This window comes from Nocardioides sp., from assembly GCF_025965415.1.
In the GTDB taxonomy this organism is placed as follows: Bacteria; Actinomycetota; Actinomycetes; order Propionibacteriales; family Nocardioidaceae; genus Nocardioides.
Genome location: NZ_JAOPWY010000083.1, coordinates 1 through 18,267, shown reverse-complemented (window position 1 = coordinate 18,267; position 18,267 = coordinate 1). Strand labels below are relative to the sequence as shown.

20 protein-coding genes are annotated in these 18,267 nt (G+C 71.9%); 13 read left to right on the top strand and 7 right to left on the bottom strand.

The annotated features are described in order from the left end of the window. Nucleotides 1-2: 2 nt before the first annotated feature. The gene (locus tag JWN97_RS08630) at nucleotides 3-1,031 is read right to left on the bottom strand and encodes an iron ABC transporter substrate-binding protein (RefSeq protein ID WP_297621351.1); all 1,029 of its coding nucleotides are present in this window, start codon (nucleotides 1,029-1,031) and stop codon (nucleotides 3-5) included. A 162-nt stretch (nucleotides 1,032-1,193) separates the two neighbouring features. Between JWN97_RS08630 and JWN97_RS08625 the strand changes: the two genes are divergently transcribed. The 7 genes from JWN97_RS08625 (at nucleotide 1,194) to JWN97_RS08595 (ending at nucleotide 8,442) form a co-directional block, all read left to right on the top strand. Continuing rightward, nucleotides 1,194-2,390 carry an acyl-CoA dehydrogenase family protein gene (locus JWN97_RS08625; RefSeq protein ID WP_297621349.1) on the top strand — a complete coding sequence of 399 codons (1,197 nt, stop codon included), beginning with the start codon at nucleotides 1,194-1,196 and terminating at the stop codon, nucleotides 2,388-2,390. 147 nt (nucleotides 2,391-2,537) lie between these two features. Beyond that, nucleotides 2,538-3,647, top strand: coding sequence for an ice-binding family protein (locus JWN97_RS08620; protein ID WP_297621347.1), 1,110 nt, complete (start codon nucleotides 2,538-2,540; stop codon nucleotides 3,645-3,647). 3 nt (nucleotides 3,648-3,650) lie between these two features. Beyond that, complete coding sequence (locus tag JWN97_RS08615) at nucleotides 3,651-4,253, top strand: sortase (protein WP_297621345.1); 603 nt, start codon at nucleotides 3,651-3,653, stop codon at nucleotides 4,251-4,253. Nucleotides 4,254-4,314: 61 nt separating this feature from the next. Then, nucleotides 4,315-5,646 carry a sensor histidine kinase gene (locus JWN97_RS08610; RefSeq protein WP_297621343.1) on the top strand — a complete coding sequence of 444 codons (1,332 nt, stop codon included), beginning with the start codon at nucleotides 4,315-4,317 and terminating at the stop codon, nucleotides 5,644-5,646. Beyond that, nucleotides 5,643-6,308 carry a response regulator transcription factor gene (locus tag JWN97_RS08605; protein ID WP_297621341.1) on the top strand — a complete coding sequence of 222 codons (666 nt, stop codon included), beginning with the start codon at nucleotides 5,643-5,645 and terminating at the stop codon, nucleotides 6,306-6,308. Before JWN97_RS08610 ends, JWN97_RS08605 begins: the two co-directional genes overlap by 4 nt. Nucleotides 6,309-6,373: 65 nt before the next feature. Then, a complete protein-coding gene (locus JWN97_RS08600) occupies nucleotides 6,374-7,255 on the top strand; it encodes an ATP-binding cassette domain-containing protein (RefSeq protein WP_297621339.1) in 882 nt (293 codons plus the stop codon). Continuing rightward, on the top strand, nucleotides 7,252-8,442 hold the full coding sequence (locus JWN97_RS08595; protein WP_297621337.1) for an ABC transporter permease: 1,191 nt from the start codon (nucleotides 7,252-7,254) through the stop codon (nucleotides 8,440-8,442). The genes JWN97_RS08600 and JWN97_RS08595 overlap by 4 nt, the downstream gene beginning before the upstream one ends. Before the next feature lie 19 nt (nucleotides 8,443-8,461). Here the strand turns inward: JWN97_RS08595 and JWN97_RS08590 are convergent, their stop codons facing one another. From JWN97_RS08590 to JWN97_RS08565, 6 genes are all read right to left on the bottom strand, one after another. Then, nucleotides 8,462-8,923 (bottom strand): VTT domain-containing protein, encoded by a 462-nt coding sequence (locus tag JWN97_RS08590; protein WP_297621335.1) that lies wholly within the window; start codon nucleotides 8,921-8,923, stop codon nucleotides 8,462-8,464. Then, complete coding sequence (locus JWN97_RS08585) at nucleotides 8,923-9,540, bottom strand: CDP-alcohol phosphatidyltransferase family protein (RefSeq protein WP_297621332.1); 618 nt, start codon at nucleotides 9,538-9,540, stop codon at nucleotides 8,923-8,925. Before JWN97_RS08585 ends, JWN97_RS08590 begins: the two co-directional genes overlap by 1 nt. Before the next feature lie 42 nt (nucleotides 9,541-9,582). After that, nucleotides 9,583-10,182: a nucleoside triphosphate pyrophosphatase gene (locus JWN97_RS08580; protein WP_297621330.1), complete on the bottom strand. Its 600-nt coding sequence runs from the start codon at nucleotides 10,180-10,182 to the stop codon at nucleotides 9,583-9,585. Next, nucleotides 10,179-11,867 carry a DUF885 domain-containing protein gene (locus JWN97_RS08575; protein ID WP_297621328.1) on the bottom strand — a complete coding sequence of 563 codons (1,689 nt, stop codon included), beginning with the start codon at nucleotides 11,865-11,867 and terminating at the stop codon, nucleotides 10,179-10,181. The genes JWN97_RS08580 and JWN97_RS08575 overlap by 4 nt, the downstream gene beginning before the upstream one ends. A gap of 91 nt (nucleotides 11,868-11,958) precedes the next feature. Further along, entirely contained in the window at nucleotides 11,959-12,195 is a 237-nt protein-coding gene (locus JWN97_RS08570) for an acyl-CoA carboxylase subunit epsilon (protein WP_297621326.1), read from the bottom strand. Then, on the bottom strand, nucleotides 12,195-13,814 hold the full coding sequence (locus JWN97_RS08565; protein ID WP_297621324.1) for an acyl-CoA carboxylase subunit beta: 1,620 nt from the start codon (nucleotides 13,812-13,814) through the stop codon (nucleotides 12,195-12,197). The genes JWN97_RS08570 and JWN97_RS08565 overlap by 1 nt, the downstream gene beginning before the upstream one ends. 54 nt (nucleotides 13,815-13,868) lie before the next feature. Between JWN97_RS08565 and JWN97_RS08560 the strand changes: the two genes are divergently transcribed. From JWN97_RS08560 to purE, 6 genes are all read left to right on the top strand, one after another. Then, a complete protein-coding gene (locus JWN97_RS08560; RefSeq protein ID WP_297621322.1) occupies nucleotides 13,869-14,672 on the top strand; it encodes a biotin--[acetyl-CoA-carboxylase] ligase in 804 nt (267 codons plus the stop codon). A gap of 12 nt (nucleotides 14,673-14,684) precedes the next feature. Further along, nucleotides 14,685-15,188 carry a PH domain-containing protein gene (locus JWN97_RS08555; RefSeq protein WP_297621320.1) on the top strand — a complete coding sequence of 168 codons (504 nt, stop codon included), beginning with the start codon at nucleotides 14,685-14,687 and terminating at the stop codon, nucleotides 15,186-15,188. Continuing rightward, entirely contained in the window at nucleotides 15,178-16,197 is a 1,020-nt protein-coding gene (locus JWN97_RS08550; RefSeq protein WP_297621318.1) for an adenylate/guanylate cyclase domain-containing protein, read from the top strand. Before JWN97_RS08555 ends, JWN97_RS08550 begins: the two co-directional genes overlap by 11 nt. A 107-nt stretch (nucleotides 16,198-16,304) precedes the next feature. After that, entirely contained in the window at nucleotides 16,305-16,622 is a 318-nt protein-coding gene (locus JWN97_RS08545; protein WP_297621316.1) for a winged helix-turn-helix domain-containing protein, read from the top strand. A gap of 41 nt (nucleotides 16,623-16,663) precedes the next feature. After that, nucleotides 16,664-17,833: a 5-(carboxyamino)imidazole ribonucleotide synthase gene (locus tag JWN97_RS08540; RefSeq protein ID WP_297621314.1), complete on the top strand. Its 1,170-nt coding sequence runs from the start codon at nucleotides 16,664-16,666 to the stop codon at nucleotides 17,831-17,833. A gap of 20 nt (nucleotides 17,834-17,853) precedes the next feature. Continuing rightward, nucleotides 17,854-18,267, top strand: a 414-nt coding sequence (gene purE, locus JWN97_RS08535) for a 5-(carboxyamino)imidazole ribonucleotide mutase (protein ID WP_297621312.1), incomplete at its 3' end; no start/stop codon positions are given.

The window sequence follows — 18,267 nt, the reverse complement described above, 5'->3', positions numbered from 1 at the left end:
CGTCAGAGCAGGCCCGCGGCGGTCATCAGGTCGGTGACCTGGGGGCCGTTGAGGCTGGCCACGTCGACCTGCGGCGGCTCGAGCTCGTCGAAGGGCTTGACGTCGGGGTTGAGGCTGGCGTCGGGGTTGAGCGGGTACTCGAGGGCGTAGGACTCCGCCATCGCCTCCTGCGCCTCGGTGCCGGTCAGCCAGGTGATGAACTCCTCGGCGGCCTCCCGGTGCTCGCTGCTCGCGAGGATGCCGGCCCCGGAGATGCTCAGGAAGGCGCCCGGGTCCTGGTCGCCGAAGAAGTAGAGGTCGGAGCTGTCGGAGTCGGTGCCGTTCTCCGCGCGGTCGCGGTACCAGTAGTAGCTGTAGGCGATGCCCGCGTCGACCTCGCCGGAGTCCACCGACTGCATGACGACGAGGTTGTTCTGCACGATGACGCCGTTGTCCTTGAGGCCCTCGAGCCAGGCCTGCGTGGCCTCCTCGCCCTCGAGCTCGAGGACGGCGGAGACGATCGCCTGGAAGTCGGCGCCGGTGGGCGAGAACGCCACGCGGCCCTTCCACTCGGGCTGGGCGAAGTCGAGGATGGAGGCGGGCATGTCGGCCGCGGTCATCGAGTCGGTGTTGTACATCGCGACCGTTGAGCGGGCCAGGAAGCCGGTCCACGCACGGTCCGCGGGGACGTACTGCTCCGGGATGGTCGCGGTGGCGGCCTCGGGCAGCTCGGCGAAGAGGCCCGCATTGTCGACGATGCTCATGGCCGGGGAGTTCTCGGTGAGGAACACGTCGGCGGGCGAGTCGGCGCCCTCCTCGAGGATCTGGTTGGCCATCTCGAGGTCCTTGCCGCTGCGCAGCTCGACGTCGAGGCCGGACTCCTCCTCGAAGAGCGGGACGAGCTCGTCGAGCAGCTGCTCGTGCTGGGCGTTGTAGATGACCAGGTCGGGCGAGCCGAAGACGCCGCACCCCGACAGGGTCGAGGCGGTCAGCAGGGTGGCGGCCAGGGTCACGCTGACGCGCACGGCGGCACGGCGCGGGGAAGTCGTCACGGGGGTGTCCTCACTCGGTCTGAACTTTGCTTAGCCTCGCCTAACTCTAGACCCGGGCCATGAGGGGTGAGGAATCCAGGTGTGCGCCCACCTCGGGAGCGTCCCACAACGGCACTGAGTTGGGGTTAGCGATCGCTAACCTCGTCCGGCTAGGGTGCGGCCATGACCTTCGAGCTGTCCCCCGAGCACGAGCAGTTCCGCCGCAGCGTCCGCGACTTCGCCCAGGCGGAGATCGCGCCGCACGCCGCGCAGTGGGACCGCGACCACCACTTCCCGACCGACGTCGTGCAGAAGATGGGTGCGCTCGGCCTGATGGGCCTGACCGCCCCCGAGGAGTTCGGTGGCGCCGGGATGGCGGGGGAGGACGGCGGCTTCACCTCGCTGTGCCTCGCGATCGAGGAGATCGGCCGCGTCGACCAGTCCATGGGCATCACGCTCGAGGCGGCGGTGGGCCTGGGCATCAACCCGATCCTGACCTACGGCACCGAGGAGCAGAAGCAGGCCTGGCTGCCGGACCTCGTGTCCGGCGACAAGGTCGCGGGCTTCGGCCTGACCGAGCCGGGTGCCGGCTCCGACGCTGGTGCGACCAAGACCAAGGCGGTCCTCGACGACGGCGAGTGGGTCGTCAACGGCGCCAAGCAGTTCATCACCAACTCGGGCTCGGCGATCACCTCCCTGGTCACCGTCACCGCCCGCACCGGCGAGCGCCCCGACGGCCGCCCGGAAATCTCGACCATCATCGTGCCCTCGGGCACCGACGGCTTCGTCGCAGAGAAGGCGTACGACAAGCTCGGCTGGCACGCCTCCGACACCCACCCGCTGTCCTTCGCCGACGCGCGCGTCCCGGAGGCCAACCTGCTCGGTGAGCGCGGCCGCGGCTACGCCCAGTTCCTCGCCACCCTCGACGACGGCCGCGTCGCGATCGCCGCGCTCGCCGTCGGCTGCATCCAGGCCTGTCTCGACATGTCGCTGCAGTACGCCGGCGAGCGGCAGACCTTCGGTGGCCCGATCGGGCGCAAGCAGGGCCTCGCCTTCCAGGTCTCCGACCTCCAGGTCATGCTCGACGCCTCGCGCCTGCTGACCTACAAGGCGGCCGCGATGAAGGACGCCATGGACGCCGGGTCGAACGTGTCGACCGGCGCCTTCAAGCAGGCCGCCGCCGTCGCCAAGCTCTACGCCACCGAGTCGGCCGTCACCGCGACCCGGATCGCCACGCAGATCTTCGGCGGCTACGGCTTCATGGAGGAGTACCCCGTCGTCCGGTTCTACCGCGACGCCAAGGTCCTCGAGATCGGCGAGGGCACCTCGGAGGTCCAGCGGATGCTGATCGCGCGGGGGCTCGGCCTGCCGGTCGAGTGAGTCCGCCTCGGGCCACGAGCTGAGACGCATGGGGCAAAATCCTCAGTTCTGCCACGGGAGATCCACAGCGGGGCTAGGTTCGAGGACACCTCACGCGTGATTCGACTCGGCGTCCATCCACATGCGGAGCTTCGGAGGTATGGCCGCATGACCCGCAATCCGCTCGCTCGTTCGCGCCGCACCACCGCAGGACTCGGGGCCACCTGCGCCGTGTTCCTGATCATCGGCCTGGGGGTCGGCGGGTTCGGCCTCCCCGCCCATGCCGCCGAGGCGCCCGTCGGCCTCGGCACGGCGGGGTCGTTCGCCGTCCTGGCCGGGCAGAGCGTCACCAACACCGGTCCGTCCGTCGTGACGGGCGACATCGGAGTGGGGCCGGGCACCGCGGTCAGCGGCATCCCGCCACTCGTCCAGGTCGACGGTGCGCTGCACGTCGCCGACGCCGTGGCCAACCAGGCGCAGGCCGACCTCGTCACGGCGTACAACTCGGCTGCGGGCCGCTCCACCGTCACCGACGTCACCGGGCGCGACCTCGGCGGGCTGACCCTCACCAGCGGGGTGGTCGAGCACACCTCGGCCATGCAGCTGACCGGCACCGTCACGCTGGACGCCCAGGGTGACCCGTCCGCGGTGTTCATCTTCAAGGCGGGCAGCTCGCTGACCACCGCCCCCGACAGCACGGTGTCCCTCGTCAACGGCGCCTCGCCCTGCAACGTCTTCTGGCAGGTCGGCAGCAGCGCCACGATCGACACGGGCACGACGTTCGTCGGGACCGTCATGTCCCTCACCTCGGCCACCCTGGCGACCGGGGCCTCGGTCGAGGGCCGGGTGCTGGCCCGCAACGGGTCGGTCACGCTCGACACCAACGTGATCACCCGCCCGCTCTGCACCGCGGCGGCGTCGCCCACCGCCACGCCGACCCCGTCAGCCACCCCGTCAGCCACCCCGTCGGCCGCTCCGTCGTCGTCCCCCACGTCCTCTCCCTCGTCCACGCCGAGCGCCGGTGCGGGGAGTGGTGGCAACGGCTCGGGCACCGGCAACGGCAACGGCAACGGCAACGGCACCAACAACGGCAACGGCCAGTCCACCGACGGGTCCCTGGACACGCCCGTCGTGCCGACCGGTCACCCCGAGACCGGGCTGGGTGGCGACGCGCCTCCGGCAGGTCCCGGCTGGGGACCGCTGGTGCTGCTCGGTGCTGCGACCGTGGCTGCGGGCGCCCTCCGCTGGCGCCGACCGCGTCGCGTCCACCTGGGCTGATCGGTGAGCGTCACGCTCACGCGCAGGTCGGCGCTGCTGGCCTGCGCGGCGACGGGCCTGGCCGGTTGCGCCGCCCAGGAGGGGCCGGGCGTCCCGGAGACCCCGGGAGCCCGCTCGACGGGCCCGGGACCCACGCGGCGCCCCCGCGCGAGACCCCCGGCCTCGCCGCGGCACCTGGCGATCCCGAGCATCGGGGTGTCGGCCCGGCTGGTCGGGCTCGGGCTCCAGGACGACGGCACCGTCGAGGTGCCGTCCGTCCGGGGAACGGCCGGTTGGTTCCGGCTCGGGACGGTCCCCGGTCGTCGCGGGTCCGCGGTGATCCTCGGCCACGTCGACTCGGTCGACGGCCCCGACGTCTTCGCCGACCTGTCCGCGCTGCGCAGCCCGGACCGCGTGCAGGTCGTGCTCTCCGACGACAGCCTCGTGACGTTCGAGGTGACCGGCATCGAGACCTATGCCAACGCCGACTTCCCCGCCGACCTCGTCTACGCGGGCACCCGTCGACGACGCGAGCTCAACCTCGTCACCTGTGGCGGCGACTACGACCGGGAGCGGGGCGGCTACCAGTCCAACGTGGTCGTCTTCACCCGCCGGACGCGCGCCTAGGGTCGGGCGTCTCCTCCTCCCGACGGATCCGCCGGCGTCGACGGGCCTCTACCCTCGCTCCATGCCCAGCCCGAGCCAGCGCGTCCTCGAGTGGTTCGGGGTGGACGACGCGTGGGAGCGCCCGCGTCCCGCGATCGGGAGGCAGGACGTCGTGCTCGCCGCGAGTGTCGAGGCGATCAGCCTGCTGGCCCTGGAGCTGGTGCGCAGCTCGGGGGGCCTCGAGCACACCGACGGCCCGGTCTGGGCCCAGTGGGCGGCGGTCTCGACGGGCGCGGTCCTGCTGCTCGGGCGCCGGAGGTGGCCGCTGACGGTCGCGATCCTGGCCGCCGCGCACATGTTCGTCGCCGGCGTGACCATGCCCGAGGTGATGGGGCAGCTGTCGCTGCAGATCGTCTACTTCGTGGCACTCCTCAGCGGCGTCGCGTGGGCGCGCGACCGACGTGCGATGGCGATCGTGGTCAGCACGATCGTGCTCTTCATGTTCGCCTGGATCACGTGGCAGTTCGCGCTCGGCTCGACGGTGCAGGAGTGGCTCGACGACGAGGAGTTCACCGGGCGCACCGGGGTCTTCCCGCCCATCCCGTCGGCCATCGCCCTCGCCCTGCTGATCAACGCGATCTACTTCGGCGGCGCGATCGTCGGCGGCGGGGTCTCCTGGCGCGCGGCCCGGCAGCGCGACCGGCTCCGGGCGCAGGCGAGCACGATCGCCACGCAGGCCGGCCGGCTCCGCGAGCAGGCGGTCGTCGAGGAACGCCTGCGGATCGCCCGCGAGCTGCACGACGTCGTGGCGCACGGTGTCTCCGCGATGGGCATCCAGGCCGGTGCGGCGCGGCGGGTGCTCGAGCGCGACCCCGACGCAGCGCGTACGGCCCTCGCCCACGTCGAGGAGGCCTCGCGCGACGCGGTCACCCAGATGCGCCGCCTGCTCGGCACGCTGCGCGAGGGCGTGGGCGAAGCGCCCCAGCACCTCGACGGGGCGCGTACGACGGACGCGGGCGTCGGCGACCTCGCCCGCCTGGTCGCCGAGGTGTCCGGCCAGGGCCTGGCGGTGAGCCTGGACGTCGTCGAGACGCGGGCCGAGGCCGCCGACCGGCTGCCGCGCGGCATCGGTCTCGCGGTCTACCGCACGGTCCAGGAGGCGCTCACCAACGTCCGTCGCCACTCGACCGCCGACACCGTCTCGGTCGTCGTCCGGGTCGACGAGGCGGGGTCGTACGCCGAGGTCGAGGTCGTCGACAACGGCCGCCCGCGCCACGGCACCTCCGGCAGCGGGCTCGGGCAGCTCGGCATCCGCGAGCGCGCGGCCACCCACGGCGGCCAGGTCGACATCGGGCCACGGGTGACCGGTGGCTACCGCGTCCGGGTCCGCTACCCGCTGGGAGCCACCGCGTGAGCGACCGGCTCAAGGTGCTGATCGTCGACGACCACGCGATGGTGCGCTCCGGATTCGCGATGGTGCTGTCCGTCGAGGACGACATCGAGGTGGTCGGCCAGGCGGCCGACGGCCTCCAGGCCATCGAGCGCGCCCGCGAGACCCGTCCCGACGTGGTGCTGATGGACGTCCAGATGCCCCAAATGGACGGCATCGAGGCCACCCGGCAGCTCGTGGCCGACGACCTGGGCCACGTGGTCATCGTGACGACCTTCGACCGCGACGACTACCTCTTCGACGCCCTGCAGGCCGGCGCCAGCGGCTTCCTGCTGAAGAACGCCGGTCCGGAGCAGCTGCTCGACGCCGTACGCGCCGCCGGTCGCGGGCACGCGCTGCTGGCGCCGGAGGTGACCCGGCGGGTGATCGGCAAGATGGCCACGGAGCGCCCGCCGGACCGACCCGAGCCCGCCGAGCTGACCCGGCTGACCGTCCGCGAGCGCGAGGTGCTGGTGCTGCTGGGCCGCGGGCTGTCCAACAGCGAGATCGCCGGGGAGCTCGTGCTGGGCGAGGCCACCGTCAAGACCCACGTGTCCAACGTCCTCGCCAAGCTCCACCTGCGCGACCGGGTGCAGGCCGTGGTCTACGCCTACGAGGCCGGCCTCATCCTCCCGACGGAGGACTGAGGCAGGCGCCGGGTTCCGTCGCACGGGGGATCCGCCGACGGGTCGCGAGGCCTAGCGTCGGGGTCATGTTGGAGATCAGGGGGCTGACCAGGCGGTTCGGGGCGAACACCGCCGTGGACCAGGTGTCGTTCGAGGTGCCGGACGGACAGATGACCGGCTTCGTCGGCGCCAACGGCGCCGGCAAGACCACGACCATGCGGATGGTGATGGGCGTGCTCGGCATCGACGGGGGAGAGGTGCTCTGGCAGGACCGGCCGATCGATCGGCTCGACCGCCGCTCCTTCGGCTACATGCCCGAGGAGCGGGGGCTCTACCCCAAGCAGCCGATCATCGACCAGCTCGTCTACGTCGCCCAGCTCAAGGGCATGGGACGCGCCGAGGCCCGCGCCGAGGTGCAGGAGCTGCTCGAGCGGTTCGGCCTGGGCGAGCGTGCCAAGGACCACCTCGAGAAGCTCTCGCTGGGCAACCAGCAGCGGGTGCAGATCATCGCCTCGGTGCTCCCGCGACCGGCCGCACTGATCCTCGACGAGCCCTTCTCGGGCCTCGACCCGCTGGCCGTCGACTCGATGGCCGACCTGCTGCGCGACTACACCCGCGACGGGATCCCGGTCCTCTTCTCCAGCCACCAGCTCGACCTGGTGGAGCGCCTGTGCGACCGCCTGGTCGTGCTGGCCCAGGGCCGCCGGGTCGCCGCCGGGACGGTGTCGGAGCTGCGCGACGCGGGGGTGCCGCGCTTCCGACTCGTCCTCGGCGGCGATGCCGGCTGGGTCCGCGACCACGACGGGCTGGAGGTCCTCGACCTGGACGGCACGACCGCCCTCGTCGAGGTCCGGCAGGACGGCGCCGAGCAGCAGCTCATCGCCGACGCGACCCGCCGCGGCGCAGTCCACGAGTTCGTCCGGGTGCGCCCGGCGCTCAGCGAGATCTACCGGGAGGCCACGTCATGAGCACCGACCCCACCACGGGCACCACCGAGCCGGCCTGGCTGCTGGTCACCCGCCGCGAGGTCGTCTCGCGGATCACCGACAAGTCCTTCCTGATCGGCACCGTGCTCATGGTGACGATGATCGTCGGCTTCATCGGGTTCACCGCCTGGCAGGACGGGAAGACCGACCAGGTCACCCTCGGCGCCACGCCCGACGCCGTCGCCATGGCGCGTGCCGTCACCGACGCAGCGCCGGAGGTCGACGACGACGTGGAGGTCACCCTCGTCGAGCTCGACGACGAGGCCGCGGCCGAGACGGCGCTGAAGGAGGACGAGGTCGACGGATGGCTGCACCCGGTGCCCGACGGCTGGGAGCTCACGTCGGAGTCGAGCGAGCAGGACTCGCTGACCGACGTCGTGCGCGACGTCGTACGCCAGCAGGTGCTGGCCGACAACGCCGCCGGCGCGGGCACGACGGTCGAGGCCCTCGAGGCCGGCAGCGAGGTCTCGACCGCCTTCCTGCGCGGTGACGCGGAGAAGGCCGCGGTCGCGGAGGCCGTCGGGTTCGTCTTCGTCTTCCTCTTCTACTTCGCCGCCCTCGTCTTCGGCATGCAGCTGGCCTCGTCGGTCATCGAGGAGAAGCAGAGCCGCATCGTCGAGATCATCGCCGCCGCCATCCCGCTGCGGCACCTGCTCGCGGGCAAGGTGCTGGGCAACACGGCCCTGGCGGTGATCCAGCTGCTGATCTACCTCGCGGTCGGGCTCGTGGGCCTGTCCTTCACGCCCTACAAGTCCTACGTCCCGGCCCTGTCCGGCCCGACGGCGTGGTTCATCGGCTTCTTCCTGGCCGGCTTCATCGCGCTCGCCTGCCTCTGGGCGGTCGCCGGCTCGCTGGCCTCCCGCACCGAGGACCTGCAGGCGACGTCGACGCCGCTGACGATGCTCATGCTGGTGATGTTCTTCGGCGGCCTGTCGCTCGACGGGCGCAGCCAGGTGATCGCCTCCTACGTCCCGCCGGTCTCGGCGGTCGTGATGCCCAAGCGGATCCTCGCCGGCGGCGTCGAGTGGTGGGAGCCGCTGCTCGCGCTCGGCCTGCTCGCCGCCTTCGCGGTCCTCACCGTGTGGGTGGGGGAGCGCCTCTACCGGCGGGCCCTGCTGCAGACCGGAGGCCGGGTCACCCTGCGCCAGGCGTGGTCGGCGGCGGAGTAGTCCGTCCCCTCCGGGGGAGCTAGCCGAGGAAGTGGAGCAGGGACGTGGTCCCGCCGACCACGGCCCAGAAGCGCAGGCCGCGGCCCAGCAGCCCGGTGACGAGGAAGATCCAGAAGGGCACCCGCAGGATGCCGGCCAGCACGGCGGTGATGGCGTACGGCGGGAAGCCGATGCTCGCGGAGACGAAGAGCAGCCCGGCCGTGAACCAGGGACGTCCCTCGGCGCGCTCGTGCCAGCGCTCGAGCGAGGCCTTGGCCTTGGGCTTCTCGAGGTGGCGGTTGACCCACGGAGCGCGGTCGACGTGCATGCCGCCCCAGTACCAGAGGATCTTGCCGAGCATCTGGCCGACCGTCGCGGCGATGACGAGGCCCCAGGTCGCCGAGGGCGACTGGCTGATCGACACGGCGAGGATGGCCTCGATGTTGATGAGCGGGATCAGCGCGGACCCGATGGAGGCTCCCATCACGCTCCAGAAGAGCATCAGCCGCGGCCTTCCGGCACCGGCAGCCCGATCCGCACCAGCCGGTGGAGCGAGACGCACTTGAGCACGAGCAGCGCCGAGGCGATGACGAGGCCGACCCACATCCAGCCGGTGACCAGCAGGAGGACGGCGAAGAGGGCGCTGTTGACGGCCTTGGCCGGCTTGGACCAGTTCCACAGCCAGATCGGCCGGTCGACGACGAAGAAGTAGTTGGGGCTGCGCACCGGCCAGGCGAGGAACGCGATCGAGAGGAAGCAGTCGACCACCATGAACTCAGCGAGGTAGACGAAGATCGCCGGCGAGAGGTCGGGCTGCAGCCACGCGAGGCCGATGTAGAACGCGGCGGCGTTGAGCCGGTCGCACATGATGTCGAGCACCGCGCCGATCCGGGTCTCGCAGTCGCGCACCCGGGCGTAGAAGCCGTCGAGCATGTCGCCGACCCAGTAGACGACCAGGGCGACGACCAGCAGCGTGAGGCTCTCCTGGTGGGCGGCGACCGCGGCCAGCACGACGGAGGCGATGGTGCGGACGGCCGTGATGACGGTCGCGCCGGTCAGCAGCCGCTCCTCGCGGACGCCGTACCGCCCCTCGGGGTCGGCGACAGGCTCTGCCTGCACCCTCCCAAGCACCCCGCTCCCCACGATGGGGATGCTATCGGGTCAGGACCACAGGTCCGGCCACCCGTGCCCGAGTCGCACGACCAGGTCGCGCAGCAGCGGGAGGCTGACGCCCACGACGTTGTGGTGGTCGCCCTCGATCCCGGTGACGAAGGCGCCTCCGAGTCCGTCGATGGTGAACGCTCCCGCGACCTGGAGCGGCTCCCCGGTCGCGACGTAGGCATCGATCTCCGCGTCGCTGACGTCGGCGAAGTGCACGGTCGTGGAGCCGGTCGCCGAGGCCACGCGGCCGCTCGCGACGTCGCGCAGGCAGTGACCGGTGTGCAGCACGCCGGACCGCCCCCGCATCGCCTGCCAGCGGCGCCTCGCCTCCTCCGGGTCGAGGGGCTTGCCGAGGGCCTCGCCGTCGAGCTCGAGCACCGAGTCACACCCCAGGACCAGCGCGTCGGCCGGCACGTCGTCGCGCCCCGCCACCGCGGCGCACTTGAGCTCCGCCAGGCCCTGCGCGAGCTCCGCCGGGGGCAGGTCGACCAGCTGGGACTCGTCGACCCCGCTCACGACGACCAGCGGGTCGAGGCCCGCCGCGCGCAGCGTCGTACGACGGGCAGGTGAGGCGGAGGCCAGCACCAGGCGAGTCGTCACAGGCGCTCCAGCGCCGCGCGGAGCGGGTCGAGGCCGAGCGCGCCGAGGTCGAGCGCCGCGCGGTGGAAGGCCTTGAGGTCGAAGTCGTCGCCCTGCCGCGCCTGGACGCCGGCCCGGGCGTCGAGCCAGATGCGCTCCCCGACCTTGTAGGACGGCGCCTGCCCGGGCAGCCCGAGATAGCGCTTGACCTCGAACTGGATGAACTCGTCGTCCATCCGGCAGTGCAGCCGCATGAACTCCAGGCCCAGCTCGGGGGTCCAGGTCTCGCCGGGGTGGAACGCGGTGCCGCCGGGCCCGAGCCGGTTGTCGGCCGGGATCTCCAGCTCGAGGTGCATGCCGATGTCGACGATGACGCGGGTCGCGCGCAGCGACTGGCCGTCGAGCATGCCGAGCAGGTCGGCCGGGTCGTCGAGGAAGCCGAGCTCCTCCATCAGCCGCTCGGCGTAGAGCGCCCAGCCCTCGCCGTGACCGCTGCACCAGCACATCAGCCGCTGCCAGCGGTTGAGGGTGTCGCTGCGGTAGGCGGTCTGTGCGACCTGGAGGTGGTGGCCGGGCACGCCCTCGTGGAAGACGGTGGTGACCTCCCGCCAGGGGTGGAAGTCGTCGATGCCGTCGGGCACCGACCACCACATCCGGCCGGGGCGCTCGAAGTCCTCGGACGGACCGGTGTAGTAGATGCCGCCGTCGTTGGTCGGCGCGAGCATGCACTCGATGCGACGGATCGGCGCAGGGATGTCGAAGTGGACGTCGGCCACCGCCTCGATCGTCCGGTCGGCGAGCTCCTGCATCCAGTCACGGAAGGCCTCGCGCCCGTGCACGACCCGCGCGGGGTCGGCGTCGAGGTGGGCGACCGCACCGTCGACGTCCGAGCCCGGGACGATCCGGTCGGCGGTCGCGGCCATCAGGTCGGAGAGCCGCTGCAGCTCGGTCCAGCCCCAGGCGTAGGTCTCGTCGAGATCGACCTCGGCGCCGAGGAAGTAGCGGCTGGCGAGGCCGTAGACCTCGCGGCCCACGCCCTGCTTCTCCGTGCCCTGGGGCTCGAGCTCGTCGCTGAGGAACAGGCCGAACGACGCCGTGGCCGCGCTCGCCGCCCCGGCCAGGGCGCGCAGGTGGCTGCGGTCGCCACCCTGGAGCCGCTCGACCAGGCCCAGGTAGAAGTCGCCGGCCTCGCCGGTCTGCCCCGTCCAGCGGCGCACCTGCTCGGACACCTCGGCGTACTGCCGCGCGGCGACGACGTGGCCCTTGCGGGCCTCGTCGGAGAGCGTGACGCGCAGGCCCTCGAGGGCGGAGGGCACGGCGGCGAGCCGGGCCGCGATCGCCGCGACGGCGTCCTCGCCCTCGGTCGGCATCAGGTCGAAGACGCCGCGGATCTCGTGCAGGGGGCTCCACAGCACCGACATCCGTGACCGGTTGACGCCGGCCTCCTCGAGCTCGAGCTCGAGCCGGGTGCGCTCGAGGAACGCGTCCTTCGCCGCGGCCTCGCGGTCGTCGACGGGCGTCGCCGCCTCGACGGCCGCCACCACCTCGCGGTTGAGCGCCGCCCGGGCGTCGAAGCCGGCGGGGGAGTAGTCGGTCATCTCGTGCTCGTGGCCGGCCACCCCGATCGAGGTGGCGGTGAGCGGGTCGAGGGCGCTGTAGTCGTCGACGTAGGCGTTGCAGAGGGCGTCGATGGTGCGTTCGGTCACGGGGCCGACCCTAGCCCCGGGACCGCCGACGATGGAGCCGCAGGACGCTAGGTCCGTCCTTGGGGCTCCACTGTCGCCCGGGGGACCGGCGCTAGCGGGGCAGGCCGCTGGCGCGCCACCCGCCGACGCCGCTGCGGTGCGTCTCGCGTACGCCTCGGGCGGGGTCGCCCCAGGACGGGCGAGGGCGCTTCGGCGCGTCCTCGCCGGCGTGGCCCAGGGCGGAGAAGACCGCGACCAGGGCCGCGATCTCCTCGGGGGTGGCGTCGGCGTTGATGACGCGGAGCAGTGGCTGGTCGCCGCTGTCGGCTGACGGCTTGTCGGTGGTCATCACAGCGGGATGTTCCCGTGCTTCTTGGGCGGGAGGGTCTCCCGCTTGGAGCGCAGCAGCCGCAGCGACCGGACGATCTCGATGCGGGTCTCGTGCGGTGCGATGACGGCGTCGACGTAGCCGCGCTCGGCGGCGATGTAGGGGTTGGCCAGCGTGGTCTCGTACTCGTCGATCAGCTCGGCGCGCCGGGCCTCGACGTCGCCGCCGTCGTCGGCCACCTTCTTGAGCGTCTTGCGGTGCACGATGTTGGCCGCTCCCTGGGCGCCCATCACCGCGATCTGGGAGGTGGGCCACGCGACGTTGATGTCGGCGCCGAGGTGCTTGGAGCCCATCACGTCGTACGCGCCGCCGTAGGCCTTGCGGGTGATGACGGTGATCAGCGGGACGGTCGCCTCGGCGTAGGCGTAGATCAGCTTGGCGCCGCGCCGGATGATGCCCTGCCACTCCTGGTCGGTGCCCGGCAGGAAGCCCGGCACGTCGACGAAGGTCAGCACGGGGATGTTGAAGGCGTCGCAGAACCGCACGAACCGGGCGGCCTTCTCGGAGGCGTCGATGTCGAGGCAGCCGGCGAACTGCATGGGCTGGTTGGCCACGATGCCGACCGAGCGGCCCTCGACGCGGCCGAAGCCGACGAGGATGTTGGGGGCGAACAGCTCCTGGACCTCGAGGAACTCCTCGTCGTCGAGCACCGCGGTGATCACGTCGTGCATGTCGTAGGGCTGGTTGGCGCCGTCGGGGATCAGCGTGTCCAGCGCCCGGTCGCCGTCGGTGACCTCCATGTCGGGGTCCTCGTCGAGCTCCGGTGCCGGGTCGAGGTTGTTCTGCGGGAGGTAGGAGAGCATCGCCTTGACGTAGTCGAGGGCGTCCTCCTCGTCGGAGGCCATGTAGTGGGCGTTGCCGGACCTCGTGTTGTGCGTCCGCGCGCCACCGAGCTCCTCCATCGTGACGTCCTCGCCGGTGACGGTCTTGATCACGTCGGGTCCGGTGATGAACATCGCCGAGGTCTGGTCGACCATGATCGTGAAGTCGGTGACCGCGGGGGAATAGACGTGGCCGCCGGCGCAGTTGCCCATGATCAGGCTGATCTGCGGGATGACGCCCGAGGCGTGCACGTTGCGCCGGAAGATCTCGCCGTAGAGCCCGAGGCTGACCACGCCCTCCTGGATGCGGGCGCCGGCGCCCTCGTTGATGCCGATGATCGGGCAGCCGGTCCGCATCGCCAGGTCCATGACCTTGGTGATCTTCTCGCCGTAGACCTCGCCCAGCGACCCCCCGAAGACGGTGAAGTCCTGGCTGAAGACGCAGACCATGCGGCCGTTGACCTCGCCGTAGCCGGTCACCACGCCGTCGCCGTACGGCCGGGTCTTCTCCAGCCCGAACGCGGTGGAGCGGTGGCGGGCAAGCTCGTCGAGCTCAACGAACGTGCCCTCGTCGAAGAGCATCTCGATGCGCTCGCGAGCGGTCCTGCGGCCCTTCGCGTGCTGCTTCTCGATCGCCTTCGCGGAGCCGGCGTGCACCGCCTCGTCGAGTCGTCGCTCCAGGTCGGCGAGCTTGCCCGCGGTCGTGTGGATGTCGATGTCGTGGGGGACGTCGGTGCCCTCACCCGGCTGTGCACTCACGCGATGGTCTCCTGGTCGGTAGATCCGTCTGGTTCCGTCCGGCAATCTAGTGCCATGAGCGACTCACCGGCATCGCGCCCACCCCTCGACCCCGCGCGGCTGGTCACCCCGATCGGCTGGCGGGTCGAGGTGGAGGAGGCCACCCCCTCCACCAACGCCGCGCTCGCCGAGCGGGGCCGCGCCGGCGAGGACCCGGGCCTGGTGCTGGTCACCGAGCACCAGACCGCCGGTCGGGGCCGGCTCGACCGCGTGTGGGAGACGCCGGCGCGGTCCTCGCTGACCTTCTCGGTGCTGCTGCGCCCCGACGTGCCACCGGAGTCGTGGTCGTGGCTGCCCCTGTTGACCGGGTACGCCGTCCAGGCGGCGCTCGCCGACCGGCTGCCCGACATCGCCCTGAAGTGGCCCAACGACGTGCTGGTCGACGGCGGCGCGCTCGGCGCGGGTCGCAAGGTCGCCGGCATCCTGGTCGAGCGCATCGACACCGACCGCGGCCCGATGGCAGTGGTCGGGGTGGGCATCAACGTCGACCAGACCCTCGACGAGCTGCCGATCGCGCTGGCCACCTCGGTCTCGCTGGAGACCGGTGAGCCGGTCGAGCGCACGGGGCTGCTGGGCCAGGTCCTCGGCTCCCTCCACGGCCTCCAGGGGCTGCTCGACGACCCCGAGTCGCTGCGCCGGGCGTACGCCGACGTGTGCGTCACCCTCGGCCGCACCGTCGACGTCCACCTGCCCGGAGGCGACGTACGACGCGGCGAGGCGCTCGACATCGACGCGAGCGGGGCGCTGGTCGTCGGCACCGACGACGGCGCGCTGACCGTGGCCGCCGGCGATGTGGTGCACGTCCGGGCGGCCAAGTGACATGATCGGCGCGTGGCCTTTCCGAGCAAGCTCCTCAACGAGGGCGAGCACGTCGTCGTCTCCACCAGGACGCACATCAAGGCGCTGATCCTCCCGGGGCTCGGGCTGCTCGTCGCCCTCGCGCTCGCCCTGTTCCTCACCGGGCTCGTCGACAGCTCGGCGGCCGACCTCGTCGTCTGGGCACTGTTCCTCGCGGTGGTCGTGTGGTTCGTCGTCGGACCGCTGCTGCGCTGGCTGACCACGACCTACACCTTCACCAACCGACGCTTCATCAAGCGCTCCGGCTTCATCGCCAAGGAGGGCCGCACGATCCCGCTCAACCGGATCAGCGGCGTCGACTTCGAGATCGGCGTGATCGACCGGATCTTCGGCTGCGGCACGCTCGTCGTGTCCGACGCCAGCACCGACGGCAGCGCCGAGCTCAGCGACATCCCACGCGTCGAGCAGGTCCAGCTCCAGGTCTCCCACGAGCTCCACCGCCTCGCCAGTGGTGACCGCAGGGACGATGGCACCTGACCGCAGGCCCAAGGGCGGGTCGCCCGACTCGGCACGGAACCGACCCCCGGGCGAGCACCTCGACGCGGCCATCCTGCGCAGCACGCCGCAGTTCAACGCGCTCGAGGTGGCCGCCGAGACGGGCATCACCATCGAGGAGACCCGCCGGCTGTGGCGGGCGCTCGGCTTCCCCGAGTTCGTCGGCGAGAAGGCCTACACGGCCGCGGACGTCGAGGCCGTCGCGACCTTGATGAGCTTCGTCGACGCCGGCTCCGTCGACTTCGACATGGCCGTCAACCTCACCCGTGGCGTCGGCCAGACCATGGCCCGGCTCGCCGACTGGGAGGTCTCGACCCTGGTCAGTCGCGTGGAGGAGATGGAGCGCGGCGACGAGGCCACCGGCTCGCGCATCGGCTCGGCGCTGCGCCTGATCAACGACGTGAACCCGCCCTTCGAGCGGCTGCTCATCTATGCCTGGCGTCGTCACCTCGCCGCGGCCGTCGGCCGGATCGAGGCGATGGGGGCCAAGGACGAGGACCTCCACACGATCGACGTCACCGTCGGCTTCGCCGACCTGGTGTCCTTCACCGCGCTGTCCAACACCCTCGACCGCGACGAGATCGGCGACCTCGTGGAGGTCTTCGAGAGCCGCTGCCAGGACGTGGTCGCGCGCTACGGCGGCCGGATCATCAAGAGCCTGGGCGACTCGGTGCTCTTCGTCACCAACGGCGCCGAGGACGGCGTCGCCGTGGCGGAGGGGATCATCAACGTGATCGGCCGCGACTCCAAGATGCCCGACGTACGCCTGGGCCTGGCCAGCGGTCCGGTGGTCCAGCGGCTGGGCGACATCTTCGGCCCGCCGGTCAACATGGCGGCCCGCCTGACGCAGGTCGCGCGACGCAACCGGCTCATCGTCGACCAGAACACCGCGGACCTCCTGCCGGCCGCCGACTGGGAGAGCCGGCGGCTCCCCGCGCGGCCCGTCCGCGGATTCGGGCTGGTCGAGCCGGTCGCCGTACGACGTCGCTGACCCCGCGGCCGGGTGGCCCTCGCGGGGTGCCAGGTGGACCAGACCACTTGTACACAATTCATCCATAAGGACCCCCCGGGCGCCGTTGCGTCCCCTACCTTCGGCGCGTGTTCGCTGTGCAAGACGTCCGACTCGACCCGACGACCCGGCAGGTGTGGCGAGGTGATCGCGAGATCAGGCTGTCCCGCAAGGAGTTCCAGCTCCTGCAGGCGCTGATGGCGCGCCCCGGGGAGATCGTGACGCGCGTCGAGCTCATGGCCGACGTGTGGCAGACGACGTTCTACACCAACTCCAAGACCATCGACGTCCACCTCGGCTGGCTGCGGCGCAAGCTCGACGACGACCCGCGCCACCCCACGCTCATCACCACCCACCGGGGTCGTGGCCTGCGCTTCGAGACCGTGGACCGCACGGTCGCGAGCTAGCCGGATCCGCCCCACGTCGAGGCCTTCTATAGGCTCCGGACGTGTCCTCGACCGGTTCGCACCGTGCCCCTACGCTGGCTGTCGTCGGGGGTGGCCAGCTGGCCCGGATGATGGCCCCGCCGGCGATCGCGATGGGGCTGCCGCTGCGCCTGCTCGCCGAGGCCGAGGGCGTCTCGGCCGCGCAGGTGATCCCCGACCACCTCGTCGGTGACTACACCGACCTGCCGACGCTGCGGCGCGTGACGGCCGGCGCCAGCGTGGTGACCTTCGACCACGAGCACGTGCCGACCGCGCACCTGCACGCGCTCGAGGCCGACGGGATCGCCGTACGCCCCGGGCCCGGAGCGCTGGTGCACGCCCAGGACAAGGCGGTCATGCGCCGCCGCCTCGCCGAGCTCGACGTGCCGTGCCCCCGCAACGCGGTCGTCACGTCGCGCGCCGACGTCGAGGCGTTCGGCCTGCCGTGCGTCCTCAAGACCACCCGCGGTGGCTACGACGGCAGGGGCGTCTGGGTCGTGCGTGCCCTCGACGAGGCCCAGGTCGCCTTCGACGCCGCCGCGGCCGCCGGCGTGGAGGTGCTGGCCGAGGAACTGGTCGACTTCCGGCGCGAGCTCTCCGCCCTGGTCGCCCGCGCGCCCAGCGGCCAGGCCGCCGCCTACCCCGTCGTCGCCTCGACCCAGCTCGACGGCATCTGCCACGAGGTGATCGCCCCCGCGCCGGACCTGGCGCCCGCCCTGGCCGGTCAGGCGCAGGAGATCGCCCTGCGCGTCGCCGGTGCGCTCGACGTCACGGGCATCCTCGCCGTCGAGCTCTTCGAGACGACCGACGGCCGGATCCTGGTCAACGAGCTGGCGATGCGCCCCCACAACACCGGCCACTGGACCCAGGACGGCGCCGTGACGTCCCAGTTCGAGAATCATCTGCGTGCCGTCATGGACCTCCCGCTGGGCTCGCCGGCCCCGCGCTCGCCCTGGACCGTGATGGTCAACATCCTGGGCGGACCCACCGACAGCGGCCGGCTCTACGACGGCCTGCCGCACGCCATGGCGCGCGACCCGCGGCTGCGGGTGCACCTCTACGGCAAGGACCTCCGACCCGGTCGCAAGGTCGGGCACGTCAACGCCTACGGCGACGACCTCGAGAACTGCCTCGAGCGCGCCCGGCACGCCGCCGCGTGGTTCCGCGGCGACCTCGGCAACGAGAGCGAATGAGGAAGCAGAGAGTGAGCGACATGAGCGAGCAGACCCGGGCCCAGGTGGGCGTCGTGATGGGCTCCGACTCCGACTGGTCGGTCATGCAGGCCGCCGGCGAGGTCCTCACCGAGCTCGGCGTCGCGTGGGAGGCCGACGTGGTCTCCGCCCACCGGATGCCGACCGAGATGATCGAGTGGGGCCAGCAGGCCCACCTCCGCGGGCTGTCGGTGATCATCGCCGGCGCCGGGGGAGCGGCCCACCTGCCCGGCATGCTCGCCTCCGTGAGCCCCCTGCCGGTGATCGGGGTCCCGGTGCCGCTGAAGTACCTCGACGGCATGGACTCGCTGCTGTCCATCGTGCAGATGCCCGGCGGGATCCCCGTCGCCACGGTCGCGATCGGCAACGCCAAGAACGCCGGCATCCTCGCCGCGCGGATCCTCGGCACGAGCGAC

Bases quoted from the DNA above. Each gene is read 5' to 3' on its own strand.
- JWN97_RS08625 (WP_297621349.1), top strand. From the start codon at position 1,194: ATGACCTTCGAGCTGTCCCCCGAGCACGAGCAGTTCCGCCGCAGCGTC.
- JWN97_RS08620 (WP_297621347.1), top strand. From the start codon at position 2,538: ATGACCCGCAATCCGCTCGCTCGTTCGCGCCGCACCACCGCAGGACTC.
- JWN97_RS08610 (WP_297621343.1), top strand. From the start codon at position 4,315: ATGCCCAGCCCGAGCCAGCGCGTCCTCGAGTGGTTCGGGGTGGACGAC.
- JWN97_RS08600 (WP_297621339.1), top strand. From the start codon at position 6,374: ATGTTGGAGATCAGGGGGCTGACCAGGCGGTTCGGGGCGAACACCGCC.
- JWN97_RS08595 (WP_297621337.1), top strand. From the start codon at position 7,252: ATGAGCACCGACCCCACCACGGGCACCACCGAGCCGGCCTGGCTGCTG.
- JWN97_RS08590 (WP_297621335.1), bottom strand. From the start codon at position 8,923: ATGCTCTTCTGGAGCGTGATGGGAGCCTCCATCGGGTCCGCGCTGATC.
- JWN97_RS08570 (WP_297621326.1), bottom strand. From the start codon at position 12,195: ATGACCACCGACAAGCCGTCAGCCGACAGCGGCGACCAGCCACTGCTC.
- JWN97_RS08560 (WP_297621322.1), top strand. From the start codon at position 13,869: ATGAGCGACTCACCGGCATCGCGCCCACCCCTCGACCCCGCGCGGCTG.
- JWN97_RS08550 (WP_297621318.1), top strand. From the start codon at position 15,178: ATGGCACCTGACCGCAGGCCCAAGGGCGGGTCGCCCGACTCGGCACGG.